Source organism: Mesorhizobium sp. Cs1299R1N3 (genome assembly GCF_037179625.1).
GTDB classification, from domain to species: Bacteria; Pseudomonadota; Alphaproteobacteria; order Rhizobiales; family Rhizobiaceae; genus Mesorhizobium; species Mesorhizobium salmacidum.
In genome coordinates, this window is sequence record NZ_JAPYKQ010000003.1 from 416,439 (window position 1) to 428,697 (window position 12,259).

Sequence of the window (12,259 nt, forward strand, 5' to 3'; positions counted from 1 at the left end):
TGCTTGCGGGGCTTTCCCTAGGTTAAGAGCAATGGCTCCAGCGTGCGGCCCTGCCTGCGCTTTACCGAAGACATCCAGATAGCGGCCCGTGAGCGCCGAACGGAGGCTAGACCATGCTTCAGAAAACCAGCCATTTCATGCGCCAGGCCAATCTCATCAACGGCGAATGGGTGCAGGCCGACAGCGGCCAGACGGTCGATGTGAACAATCCAGCCACCGGCCTCAAGATCGGCACGGTGCCGAAGTCGGGCAAGGCCGAGACACGCCGCGCCATCGAGGCGGCCGACGAAGCTTTCAAGACCTGGCGCAAGACGACCGCGCTCGAGCGCTCCAAGCTGCTGCGCAAGCTGCATGATGCGATGATGGACAATCAGGACGTACTGGCTGAACTGCTCACCATCGAGCAGGGCAAGTCGCTGTTCGAGTCCAAGGGCGAGATCGGTTCGGCGGCCGCCTACATCCTGTGGTTCGCCGAAGAAGGCCGCCGTACTTATGGCGACGTCGTGCCCTCGCCATGGGCGGACCGTCGCATCCTGGTGACCAAGGAACCGGTCGGCGTCATTGCCGCCATCACACCGTGGAATTTCCCGTCCTCGATGCTGGCCCGCAAACTCGGTCCCGCACTTGCCGCAGGCTGCACCGCCGTGGTCAAGCCGGCCTCGCAGACGCCGTATTCGGGTCTCGCCTGGGGAGCGCTGGCCGAAGAAGTCGGCTTTCCCAAGGGCGTCGTCAACATCCTGACCGGCGCCGCCGGCGAGATCGGCGACGAAATCTGCGCCAATCCGCTGGTCAAGAAGATCACCTTCACCGGCTCGACCGAGGTCGGCAAGATCCTGATCCAGAAATCGTCGGTCACCGTCAAGAAGGTGTCGATGGAGCTCGGCGGCAACGCGCCGTTCATCGTCTTCGACGACGCCGATGTCGAGCGTGCCGTGGCCGGCGCGATCACCGCCAAATATCGCAATTCCGGCCAGACCTGCGTCTGCACCAACCGCTTCCTCGTCCAGGCCGGTGTTTACGACAGGTTCGTCGAGAAGCTCGCTGCAGCCAGCAACGGACTGAAGGTCGGTTCCGGCCTCGAAGAGGGCGTCCAGCAGGGGCCGCTGATCGACGAGAAGGCGGTCGAGAAGGTCGAGGAACTGATCGCCGATGCCACCTCAAAGGGCGGCAAGGTCGTCGCCGGCGGTCATCGCCATGCGCTGGGCGGTTCGTTCTTCCAGCCGACGGTCATCGCCAACGCGACGCCGAAAATGCGCTTCATGAAGGAAGAGATCTTTGGCCCGGTCGCACCCGTGTTCAAGTTCGAGACTGAGGAAGAGGCCGTCGCGCTCGCCAACGACACCGAATTCGGCCTTGCCTGTTATTTCTACACCGGCGATCTCGGCCGTGCCTTCCGGGTCATGGAAGGCCTGAAATACGGTATGGTCGGCGTCAATGAAGGGCTGATCACCACTCCGGAAGCGCCGTTCGGCGGCGTCAAGGAATCCGGACTTGGCAAGGAAGGCGGACATCAGGGCATCGAGGATTACCTCGATACCAAATATGTGTGCATCGGCGGCCTCGGCCTCTGATAGGCTGGTGCTGGGGCAGGCTGGTAAACCTGCCCCAGGCTGAACAACCAGCCGAAGTCCTTTGGATCCACTGGCATTTGCGGGCATGATGATGAAGGACGGCGAGGTTTTCGGCACGACGCAGGCAGGCGACCCGATCCGCCGCTTTACGATCAGGGGCGGCGGCCTCACCGCCAACGTCATCGGGCTTGGCGCCATCGTCCAGGACCTGCGCCTGACCGGGCACGACGCGCCGCTGGTCCTCGGCTACAACAATCTGGAGGCCTATGAGACCGACACTGGCTTCTTCGGGGCCGTGGTTGGGCGCTACGCCAACCGCATCGGCGACGGCCGCTTCACAATTGGCGGCAACCGCTACCAGACCGAGCGCAACTTCCTGGACAAGCATACGCTGCATGGCGGCTCGCAAGGCTACTCGCACCGTCCATGGGCGGTTTCACTGCATGGCAGGGACTTCGTCACGCTGACATTGCACGATCCCGATGGCGCGATGGGCTTTCCCGGCGCGCTCGACGTTACCTGCACCTACCGGCTGAAAATTCCCGGCACGCTCAGCGTCGAACTGACGGCGACCTGCGAGGAGCCGACGCCGTGCAATCTCACCCAGCATTCCTACTTCAACCTTGATGATGGCGGCACGGGCGACATTCTCGACCACAGGATGATGCTGAACGCCGGCGCCTATCTGCCTGTCGACGGCGACATGATCCCGACCGGCGTGGTCAAGCCGGTCGACGGCACGCCCTTCGATTTTCGTCAGGCGCGGCCGCTGCGCATGGAGACCGAGGGCGAACAGCTGCCCTACGACCAGAATTTCTGCCTGGCCGCGGCGCGCGGGCCGCTCAAGCAGGCAGCGTGGGTGCAAGGGGCGAATTCCGGCGTCGAGATGGAAGTCTGGACCACGGAGCCCGGTGTCCAGCTCTACACCGGGCAATATGTGACGCCGCGCATCGGTCTGGAAGGACGGAATTACAAGGCCTTCAGCGGCTTCTGCCTGGAGCCGCAAATATGGCCGGACGCGCCGAACCGGCCCTATTTCCCGCAGGCGACGCTATGGCCGGGCGCGATCTACCACCACGTGACCGAATATCGCTTCCGGCAGAGTTAGCTTTTTAGGGCCTGTCGAACGCCGCTCGTAGCGTCTCGAACGGCGCCAGTGCCCCGCGGACCTGCACCACGGCAGCGGCAACGCGGTGCGCGTGGCGGACAGCGTCCGTCGGACCAAACCCGGCAAGCCGTGCGGCGAGATAGCCGCCATTGAAGGAATCTCCGGCACCTGTCGTGTCCACGGGCACCGCGACATGGATCGCGGCGACCTCCCGCAGCGCTCCACCCTCGGCAATCAACGCCGGCGCTTCGCCGTTCTTGACCACGACCTCCTTGACCAATTGACCGAGGCGATCAGCGGTCGCTTGCGGTGTGTCATCGCCGAACAGCATCTGTTCGTCCGGGAAAGTCGGCAATGCAATGTCGGTGACGGCGAGCGCTTCGACGATCGCTGCCTGCGCATCCTTGCGGCGGCGCCAGAGCCGTGGCCGATAATTCGGATCAAAGGCGATCAGCGAGCCCGCCGAGCGTGCCTTAGCCACTGCCGCCAGAAGCGTAGTGCGCGCGGCATCGTCCAGAATTGCCAAAGTGATTCCGGAAAAGTACACAAGTGCCTGATTTTCCAGGTTTTTCGACAATGCCGCTGAATCCGACGCGAGCTGCCTGGCGGCGGCGTCGCCGCGCCAGTAGGTGAAGGAGCGCTCGGCGCCGGTCAGCGTGATCGCATAGAGGCCGGGGCGGGCGCCCGGTATCACCGGACTGGAGCCGATGCCGATGCCGTTTTCGGCGAAGAAGGCGATCTGGCCCTGTGAGAAGGGGTCGTCGCCGAAGGCCGAGACATAGGTTGCCGGCCGGTCAGGGCTGAGCGCATGCAGCGCCCACAGCGTGTTGAACGTGTCGCCGGCAAAGCCCATGCGCCAGTTCGGGCCGGTCTGACCCGATAGTTCGAGCATGCATTCGCCGATCGAGGCGACGCCGTTTCCCACCATCTGCAATCCTCCAGTGATTTCGGTGCTGTAGCTTTTTGCCGGACGCAGCGCCATGCTTGGCAAGCAGGCTTTTTTCCGCCACAGCGTTTTCCCACAGGCTGGCGGGATGCGATCCGCCCGGCAGAACGTTATCCGCAGAAGAGGAACCGGTTTGGCATCGTTATGGCGTTATTTCCTGGCAGGTCTTGGTCTGGCTGCTTTGCTGGTCGGCGTTCTCGCGGCCGTCTATCTGACGGCGCCGCATTCGGCACAGCCCGCCGGCCCGGATGTCTCGCGGACCAAGAAAACCGACAACGGATTGTACGTAGCGAGTTTCGTGCCGGAACACGGCGTGGTGCGGCAGGGCGAACTGGAATCCTGGCTGCTGACGCTGAAGACAAAGACAGGGGCCTCGGTGGAACGAGCCGCGATCACCATCTCCGGCGGCATGCCGCAACACAATCACGGTCTGCCGACCAGCCCGCAGGCGACCGATTATCTGGGCGAGGGACGCTACCGGATCGAAGGGGTGAAATTCACCATGAGCGGCTGGTGGCAACTGCATTTCGCCATATCGTCCGGCGCGGGCTCCGACACTGTGCTGTTCAACGTGGTACTGTGAGCGGTCGATGAGGCGCTTGTTCTGTTTTTTTGCGCTGACGGTGGCGGCCATCCTTGCCGGTTGTGGCAAGCCGGATTTTTCCGATGCCGAGAAGAAAATGATTGCTTCGCTGGCATTGAACACACTGCCGGCGCTGAAGCCGGACACCACCAATCGCTTTGCGGATGTGCCAGCCGCTGCCGCACTTGGCTCGACGCTGTTCTTCGACGTCGGGATGAGCCGCGACGGTACGGTGTCCTGCTCGACCTGCCACAAGATCGACCGCCAGTTCCAGGACGACCTGCCGCAGGCGGTCGGCGTTGGGCGCACCAACCGGCGCACCATGCCACTGGCCGGTGTGGCGCGTGACCCCTGGTTCTTCTGGGACGGACGTCGCGACAGCTTGTGGGCGCAGGCGCTGACCCCCCTCGAAAACCCGTTGGAACAAGCGGGAAACCGCACCGGCTATGCGCATTACATGAAGACACGCTTCGGCGAACGCTATGAGCGGATCTTCGGGCCTTTGCCCGATTTGTCCGGCATTCCGCCGAATGCCAGCCCGCTCGGAAGCGATGCCGAAAGGACAGCCTGGAACGCGATGAGCGGCGCGCAGCGCGATGCGGTCAACCGCGTCTACGCCAATATAGGCAAGGCGATCGCCGCTTTCGAACGCTCGATCGAGCCGTCGCCGACGCGCTTCGACCGCTTTGCTCTGGACCTTGCCACAGGTGCCGAGCCGAAAGGCGATGCCGCCTTTTCGCAAGAAGAAATCCTTGGGCTGAAACTGTTCATCGGCAAGGCCAATTGCGTGACCTGCCACAACGGCCCGCGCTTCAGCGACAACGGTTTTCACAACACGGGCGTGCCGCCCGTTGCCGGCCTGCCGGCGGATCGTGGGCGCGTCGATGCGGTGGCCCAGGTCGAGGCCGACCCGTTCAACTGCTTCGGCGCCTATCGCGATGGCGACGCCAGTGCCTGCGGCGAACTGCGCTTCATGGTCAAGGATGCGCCGGAACTTGTGCGCGCCTACAAGACGCCGTCGCTGCGCGGTGCGGCGACGCGTCCGCCTTACATGCATGCCGGGCAGTTTTCATCGCTCGACGAGGTTGTGGCGCACTACGCCAAAGCGGCAGGAAGCGTTGAGGGCACCTCTGAAATTCACCCGCTTGAGCTGTCCGACCACGAGCGCGCCGCCCTGGTGGCGTTCCTGAAGACGTTGTCGGAATAACGCCAAGGGATGAGCAGTTGAAAAAATATTGCAAAAAAGATATATTCTAACCCGATGAGCTGGTCAGTCGAGTTTCTCAATGTTGAGGTGAGACGGGAACTGGGGGCCCAGCCAAAAGATATTCTCGCGAGCTTTCTGCGGATATCGCGGCTGATCGAGGTCCATGGGCTGCAGAAAGTCCATGAGCCATATGTGAAGCATCTGGAAGGCCCGCTCTGGGAAATGCGGATGAAGGGCCGGGATGGCATTGCTCGCGCGGTCTATGTCACTGCCGCGTGGTTGTGGTGCGGGTGTTTGCCAAGAAGACCCAGAAGACGCCGCGAAACGAGATCGAGCTCGCCCTAAAGCGAGCGAAGGAGGTTCCATGAGCCGAAAAGCAATTTCCGTCGAGGACGCCGCTAAGGAGTGGTTCAAGGACCCGCAATTCGTTGTCGAATACGATGCCTTTGAGGAAGAATTCGCCATAGCCGAAGCCTTGATCAGGGCACGAGGCGACGCCGATATGACTCAGGAACAGGTCGCTGCGGCCATGGGAACCACACAAGCCGTGATCGCTCGCCTGGAGAGCGGCCGAAACATGCCCTCGACCCGAACCTTGCAGCGCTTCGCAAAGGCGACCGGATCGAAATTGCGCATCAGCTTCGAGCCGGGCAAGCCGAAGTCACGCTCCGGCCATTAAGCGTCTACCTATCCTTCACCGTTTCCATCGCCACGAAGGTCGAGGTCTGGGCGACGTGGGGCAGGGCCGAGATGCGCTCGCCGAGCACGCGCCGGTAGGCGGCGATGTCGCGGGTGCGGACCTTCAGGAGATAGTCGAAGCTCGACGCCATCATGTGGCACTGCTCGATCTCCGGCACGGCCTGTACGGACCGGTTGAAGGCATCGAGCGCGGCGGATCGGGTGTCCGACAATTTCACCTGGACGAAGGCGACATGGCCTTCGCCCATGCGTTCGCGGTCGATGATCGCCTGGTATCCCCTGATATAGCCGTCCTTCTCCAGCCGCTTCACCCGCGCCTGCACCGGTGTCTTCGACAAGCCGACCTTGGCGGCCAGTTCCGACATGGAAAGCCGGCCGTTGCCGGCCAATGCCGACAGGATGTTCCTGTCGATGCGGTCCAATTGGTCTTCTGTCATCGAAACCGCAGCCTGAATCAGCAATTTTCAGCGACATGATAGGTCAATTGAGCTGCCCTGTCGATTTTTTCAGACCGCCTGAAATCTGGCACTTGTGCTAGCTTGCGCCATTCGGTCCGGTGACCGCCGGCCGCTCCCTTATGCTTGCTCATAGGACCGCCATGCCGCTCGACGCCATCCGCCAGCAGATCCGTGCCAATTATTTGCCCGACGAAGACGCAGCGGTTAAGCGATTGGCCGAGGCGACCGGGCTTTCTGCCGGACACCGCAAGGCGATCTCGGCCCGCGCGGCCGACCTGGTGCGGGCGGTGCGGGGCTCCACCGATCCCCGGCTGATGGAGGTCTTCCTCTCCGCCTACGGTCTCTCCACCAAGGAAGGCGTGGCGCTGATGTGCCTGGCCGAGGCGCTGTTGCGCGTGCCCGACACCGAGACGATGGACGATCTCATCGCCGACAAGATCGCGCCGCACGACTGGTCGGCGCATTCCGGTGGTTCGAGTTCCATTTTCGTCAATGCCTCGACCTGGGCATTGATGCTGACCGGGCGCGTGCTCGACGAGGGCGAGGGCGGCATCGAAGGCACGCTGCGCTCGATGGTGCGAAGGCTGGGCGAACCCGTCATCCGCAAGGCGGTGGCCGCCGCCATGCGCGAAATGGGCGAACAATTCGTGCTTGGCCGCACGATCGCGGAAGCCGTCAAGCGCGGCCGGCCGATGACCCAGAGGGGTTATCTCTATTCCTTCGACATGCTGGGCGAAGCGGCTCGCACCGAGGCCGACGCCTTGCGCTACCACAAGGCCTATGCCGACGCCATTTCCTCGCTCGATGCCGGCTCGAACGGGCCAGATATCCGGTACAACCACGGCATTTCGGTCAAGCTCTCGGCGCTGCATCCGCGCTACGAGGTGGCGCAGAAGGAAGAGATGCTGCCTGTGATGGCCGAGCGGCTGTTGTCGCTGGCTCTGGCCGCACGGCATTCGCGGATGGGCCTCAACATCGATGCCGAGGAAGCGGATCGTCTGGATCTGTCGCTCGACGTCATCGAGCGGGTGCTGGCAGAGCCGGAACTCGCCGGCTGGAACGGTTTTGGCGTCGTCGTGCAGGCCTATGGCCCGCGCGCGGCTTTCACCATCGACTGGCTCTATGCGCTGGCCAGAAAAAACGATCGCAACATCATGGTTCGGCTGGTCAAGGGCGCTTATTGGGACACCGAGATCAAGCGGGCGCAGACGCTCGGACTGTCAGGCTATCCCGTGTTCACGCGCAAGGCCAACACCGACGTTTCCTACATCGCATGCGCGAAAAAACTGCTTGGGATGACCGACCGAATCTATCCGCAATTCGCCACCCACAATGCCCACACCGTCGCCGCCATTCTGTCGATGGCGGACAACCGCGACACCTTCGAATTCCAGCGCCTGCACGGTATGGGCGAGGCCTTGCACGAAACCGTGCGCCGGTCGGAGGGCACGCGTTGCCGCATTTACGCGCCGGTCGGCGCGCATTCGGACCTGCTTGCCTATCTGGTCCGTCGCCTGCTGGAGAACGGCGCCAATTCCTCCTTCGTGCATCAGCTGACCGATGAGGACGTCGAGCCGGAGGACATCGCGCGTGATCCATTGGAAACGGTCGAACGCCAGGGTCCCGCCGCCAATCCGACGATTGCCCGGCCTTCCCAGATATTTGGCGCGGGCCGTCGCAACTCGATAGGGTTCGACATTGCCGATGCGGTGACGCTGGCTGCTATCGACCAGACCAAAGCGGCATTCGCGGGTCCCGATCGCTGGCACGCCAAGCCGATCACGCGCGCCGCCGGCTACGGCAAGCAGCGCCCGATCGTCAATCCGGCAAAACCTTCCGAGGTCGTCGGCACGGTTCACGAGGCCGCCGCTAAGCAAGTCGCGACCGCCGTGCGCATCGCGGTGGAGGCGCAGCCGGCCTGGGCAAAACGGCCGGTCGCCGAGCGTGCCGGCATCCTCAACCGCGCGGCTGACCTTTACGAGGCCAATGCCGTCGAGTTCTTTGCGCTCGCTACGCGCGAAGCCGGCAAATCGTTGGCCGACGGCGTCGCCGAGGTGCGCGAGGCCGTGGACTTCCTGCGCTACTACGCCACCGAGGCGGCGAATGCCGAGGCGGGCACGCAAGCGCGCGGCGCCATTGTCTGCATTTCGCCATGGAATTTCCCGCTCGCCATTTTCACCGGCCAAGTCGCGGCAGCACTCGTCACCGGCAATTCGGTGATCGCCAAACCGGCTGAGCAGACGCCGCTGATCGCCTTCCGCGCCGTCGAGATGCTGCGCGAGGCCGGTGTGCCGGAGGACGTCATCCAGCTCCTGCCCGGCGACGGCCCATCGGTCGGTGGCCCGCTGACTGCGGATCCGCGTATTGCCGGCGTCTGCTTCACCGGGTCGACCGAGGTTGCCAAGCTGATCGAAAAACAACTGGCCGAGACCGCGGCGCCGGACGCCATGCTGATCGCCGAGACCGGTGGGCTCAATGCCATGATCGTCGATTCCACCGCGCTGCCCGAACAGGCGGTGCGCGATATCCTGGCGTCGGCCTTCCAGAGTGCCGGCCAGCGCTGCTCGGCGCTGCGCGTGCTCTATGTGCAGAAAGACGTCGAGAAGAAGATGCTGGAGATGCTGAAGGGCGCCATGGAGGCGCTCAATGTCGGCGATCCCTGGCTGATCTCGACCGACATAGGGCCGGTCATCGACGACGAGGCGCAGGCCTCGATCCGCGATTATTGCACGACGATGGGGCTGCAAGGGCGGCTGATCGCCAAACTGGAAGCCCCCAAGGACGGCCGCTTCGTCGCGCCGCATGTCTTCCGGGTCAAGGGCATCGAGGAGATGGAGCGCGAGGTGTTCGGGCCGGTGCTGCACGTCGCCAGTTTCGACGCCGACCAGATCGACAGCGTCATCGCCGCCATCAACCGCAAGGGTTATGGCCTGACTTTCGGTCTGCATACCCGTATCGAGGGGCGTGTGCAGCATTTCGTCGACGGCATCCATGCCGGCAACATTTATGTCAACCGCAACCAGATCGGCGCCGTGGTCGGTTCGCAGCCATTTGGCGGCGAGGGCCTGTCCGGCACCGGGCCGAAGGCAGGCGGCCCGTATTATCTCAGGCGCTTCCGCAAGGGGCCGGAAGCAGGCACGGAAGTTGGCGAAGGCCACAAGGTTACGGCGACCGAGCTTGCCGACAATCTGCCCGATCCGGCACTTGGCGGCTGGTCGACGCGGCCGGACCGGATCGCCATCCTGAGGAAGCATCTGCGTGGCAAGGGCGCGGCGGCGATCGGTGCCGCCGCCAGCATCGATTTCGGCCAGGTCGATTTGCCTGGCCCGACCGGCGAGGCCAACACGCTGTCGCTGTCGCCGCGCGGCCGGGTGCTGTGTCTGGGGCCGGACGCCGACACGCTGCTAGCCCAGACCATCCAGGCGCTCGCCGCCGGCAATGCGGTGCTGGCGGTGGCGCCAGGTGCCCCGGCTACCCTCTCCGCATTGACCGGGAAGGGCTTGCCGCTGGCGGCCATCGATGGCCGCCCCGATCCTATCGAGGCGCGCTCGCTGCGCGTCGATGTCGTTGCTTTTTCAGGCACGCCCGAGGCGGCGCGCATCGTGCGCAAGGTCATCGCCGAGCGCAGCGGGCCGATCGTGCCGCTGGTCAGCGAGGTGCTCAATCCAGCGGCCTATGCGCATGAGCGGGCGGTCTGCGTCGACACGACGGCAGCGGGCGGCAATGCCAGCCTGTTGGCCGCTGCATAGACTGGTCGATACTTACGCGCCTTCGACGATGGAAAAGCCCTCGAATTGCGGGTGGCCGAGATAGTGGACCTTTGTCGTGCCGACATCGCGGTGGGCGGCGCGAAAATTCTCCGACTTGGTCCAGGCGACGAAATCGTCATGGCTGGCCCAGACCGTATGCGAGGCAAAAAGCGTGTAGCCTTCGGCCTCGTTGACCGGACCGCGCAGCAGATGGAACTCGCGGAAGCCTTTCATCTCGGCAAGGCTGGAATCGCGGTTCTTCCACACGGCTTCGAAGTCGGCCTCGGAGCCGGTCTGCACCTTGAAGCGGTTCATGGCGATATACATGGGGTTCCTTTCAGTAGGTCTCGAACGTTGATGATTGATGGCTTGAGTGACTGGCCACGGCTCAGAACGGACCGATTGGCGCCTTGAAGCGCCAGCTCGACATCCCGGTCTCAGGCGGGATTGGCGGGAATGGCGCCTGTTTTCGCACCAGGTCCAATGCGAATTGATCGAGCTCCGGGGAGCCGGAGCTCTTGGCAAGTTGCAAGTCGGCTATGTTGCCATCGGCAAGCACGACAAATGCCACCATCGCGTTGTTGCGGGCTGTCGTTTGCGCGGATTTCGATACACGGCGATTGGCGCGAGCCAACTTGCTGGCCACTTCGCCGCTATAGCGGGAAGCCGCCGCGTTGCCGGCCTCGCTTCGCTTTCTCCCTTTGCTGGCAATGGCCGCCTTGATTTCATGGCCGTCAGCCGAGCCGCGTTTCTCGTATGGTTCGCCGGCGGTTGCTGGAGCACTTTCCGGGCTCGGCCTTGCGATGGGAACCTGCGGCTGCTCTGGAACCGAGGCAGGCGTTTCGGTGTCCTCGGCCTGCACGGTCGGTTGCGCCGGCATTTCAGTTCTGGGAGGCGCCACGCTCTGGTCGTCGGAACGTGGCGTCCCCGCCACCAGTATGTCCGGCGTGACCGCCGGCAGCTTGACAGGTTCCGGCAGAGGCTCGGGAGGTGGCTTCGCGCCTTCCCGCGCGGGACGTGGAGGTTTTGTCGGTGATGTCGACCCCGCTGCCTTTTCCGGCCGCGGCTTGGCCGGCTGCGGATTCGGCACCAGCGTGACATTCATCGCAGCCTGGTCCTTGTCCAGTGCGCTACCGACCACCTTGTCTCCTGTGTGATCGCTGCCTTCCGACTGCACCCCGCCCTGGAGATCGAACGTTCCCTTGGGCGATATAAAAAAGGCCGCCGCCACGCCCGCGTGCAGCAGACAGGAGACGACGATCGCAGCCGGCCATTTGCCGTTGCCGGCAGGCGGCCGCGTCTGGGCAAACGGCTCGGCCGGCACGATGGCCAACTCGTCGCCGGCGTCGGGAAGGGGACTGGTTTCCTGCATGTCGCGCGGCGGAAAATGCAGCGGCCCAGGCGCCATTGTCAAATCAAGATAGACTGGCTCGAACAACAGAAGGCCGGCCAGGGGCCGTGCCTGGATATGTCGCGCCAAGGCGGGTTCTGGTCCCACATCAGACGCCGAAAGCAACGCCGGTCCTGGTGTCCGTCTTCAGCTTGCGCATGCAGGCGGCCGGTTCGAGGCCCGTGCCGGCGCATTCCGTCGCGCTGTTGATCAGCACACGGCTGACCTTGGTGCAGTCGGTGCCGGCCAGGTCAAAGCGCGTCACCTTTGTCTTGCCCGATGGCAAATCCTTGAAGTCGAGCACCGTCAGCCGGTCGACCACCCCGGCCTCGTTGAACAGGGCGATCTCGAACGCCGCCTTGGTGAGGTCGGCGCCGAGATTGTTGTTGACCAGGAAGGTCAGCCGGCAGCCTTTGTCAGAAGGCCGCGCGGCATTGAGTTCGAGGGTCAGGACCGGCTCGGACTGTTCAGCCCGCGCCGGAACCGTCGCAAGCGACATCGCCAGCGTCGAGGTCAGCAGACGAAGGGATGTCGTCAAGCTCGTCATG

11 protein-coding genes and 1 pseudogene are annotated in these 12,259 nt (G+C 63.7%); 7 read left to right on the forward strand and 5 right to left on the reverse strand.

All coding sequences use genetic code 11. From position 1 onward, the window contains the following. Window positions 1-113: 113 nt before the first annotated feature. Window positions 114-1,571: an NAD-dependent succinate-semialdehyde dehydrogenase gene (locus O7B34_RS10535; RefSeq protein WP_337130650.1), complete on the forward strand. Its 1,458-nt coding sequence runs from the start codon at window positions 114-116 to the stop codon at window positions 1,569-1,571. An 85-nt stretch (window positions 1,572-1,656) separates the two neighbouring features. Continuing rightward, window positions 1,657-2,679 carry an aldose epimerase family protein gene (locus tag O7B34_RS10540; protein ID WP_337146034.1) on the forward strand — a complete coding sequence of 341 codons (1,023 nt, stop codon included), beginning with the start codon at window positions 1,657-1,659 and terminating at the stop codon, window positions 2,677-2,679. Window positions 2,680-2,683: 4 nt separating this feature from the next. On the opposite strand, the gene O7B34_RS10545 is transcribed toward O7B34_RS10540, so the two are convergent. After that, entirely contained in the window at window positions 2,684-3,607 is a 924-nt protein-coding gene (locus O7B34_RS10545) for a sugar kinase (RefSeq protein WP_337146035.1), read from the reverse strand. Between the two features lie 151 nt (window positions 3,608-3,758). On the opposite strand from O7B34_RS10545, the gene O7B34_RS10550 reads away from it, so the two are divergent. The 4 genes and pseudogenes from O7B34_RS10550 to O7B34_RS10565 all read left to right on the forward strand — a co-directional run bounded on the left by O7B34_RS10550 (window position 3,759) and on the right by O7B34_RS10565 (window position 6,094). Continuing rightward, the gene (locus O7B34_RS10550) at window positions 3,759-4,208 is read left to right on the forward strand and encodes a FixH family protein (RefSeq protein ID WP_337146130.1); all 450 of its coding nucleotides are present in this window, start codon (window positions 3,759-3,761) and stop codon (window positions 4,206-4,208) included. A gap of 7 nt (window positions 4,209-4,215) precedes the next feature. Further along, window positions 4,216-5,415, forward strand: coding sequence for a cytochrome-c peroxidase (locus O7B34_RS10555; protein WP_337146036.1), 1,200 nt, complete (start codon window positions 4,216-4,218; stop codon window positions 5,413-5,415). Window positions 5,416-5,469: 54 nt separating this feature from the next. After that, window positions 5,470-5,783 (forward strand): annotated as a pseudogene (locus O7B34_RS10560) (type II toxin-antitoxin system RelE/ParE family toxin). After that, entirely contained in the window at window positions 5,780-6,094 is a 315-nt protein-coding gene (locus O7B34_RS10565; protein WP_337146037.1) for a helix-turn-helix domain-containing protein, read from the forward strand. Before O7B34_RS10560 ends, O7B34_RS10565 begins: the two are co-directional and overlap by 4 nt. 4 nt (window positions 6,095-6,098) lie before the next feature. Here the strand turns inward: O7B34_RS10565 and O7B34_RS10570 are convergent, their stop codons facing one another. Continuing rightward, the gene (locus tag O7B34_RS10570) at window positions 6,099-6,551 is read right to left on the reverse strand and encodes an Lrp/AsnC family transcriptional regulator (protein WP_027046935.1); all 453 of its coding nucleotides are present in this window, start codon (window positions 6,549-6,551) and stop codon (window positions 6,099-6,101) included. 161 nt (window positions 6,552-6,712) lie between these two features. Between O7B34_RS10570 and putA the strand changes: the two genes are divergently transcribed. Beyond that, the gene (putA, locus tag O7B34_RS10575; protein WP_337146131.1) at window positions 6,713-10,321 is read left to right on the forward strand and encodes a bifunctional proline dehydrogenase/L-glutamate gamma-semialdehyde dehydrogenase PutA; all 3,609 of its coding nucleotides are present in this window, start codon (window positions 6,713-6,715) and stop codon (window positions 10,319-10,321) included. 12 nt (window positions 10,322-10,333) lie between these two features. Here putA and O7B34_RS10580 read toward each other — a convergent pair whose 3' ends face one another. The 3 genes from O7B34_RS10580 to O7B34_RS10590 form a co-directional block, all read right to left on the reverse strand. Then, the gene (locus tag O7B34_RS10580; protein ID WP_337146038.1) at window positions 10,334-10,648 is read right to left on the reverse strand and encodes an antibiotic biosynthesis monooxygenase family protein; all 315 of its coding nucleotides are present in this window, start codon (window positions 10,646-10,648) and stop codon (window positions 10,334-10,336) included. Between the two features lie 61 nt (window positions 10,649-10,709). Then, window positions 10,710-11,801, reverse strand: a complete 1,092-nt coding sequence (locus O7B34_RS10585; RefSeq protein WP_337146039.1) for an energy transducer TonB family protein — start codon at window positions 11,799-11,801, stop codon at window positions 10,710-10,712. A 19-nt stretch (window positions 11,802-11,820) separates the two neighbouring features. Beyond that, window positions 11,821-12,258, reverse strand: a complete 438-nt coding sequence (locus tag O7B34_RS10590) for a hypothetical protein (protein WP_337146040.1) — start codon at window positions 12,256-12,258, stop codon at window positions 11,821-11,823. Window position 12,259 lies beyond the last annotated feature (1 nt).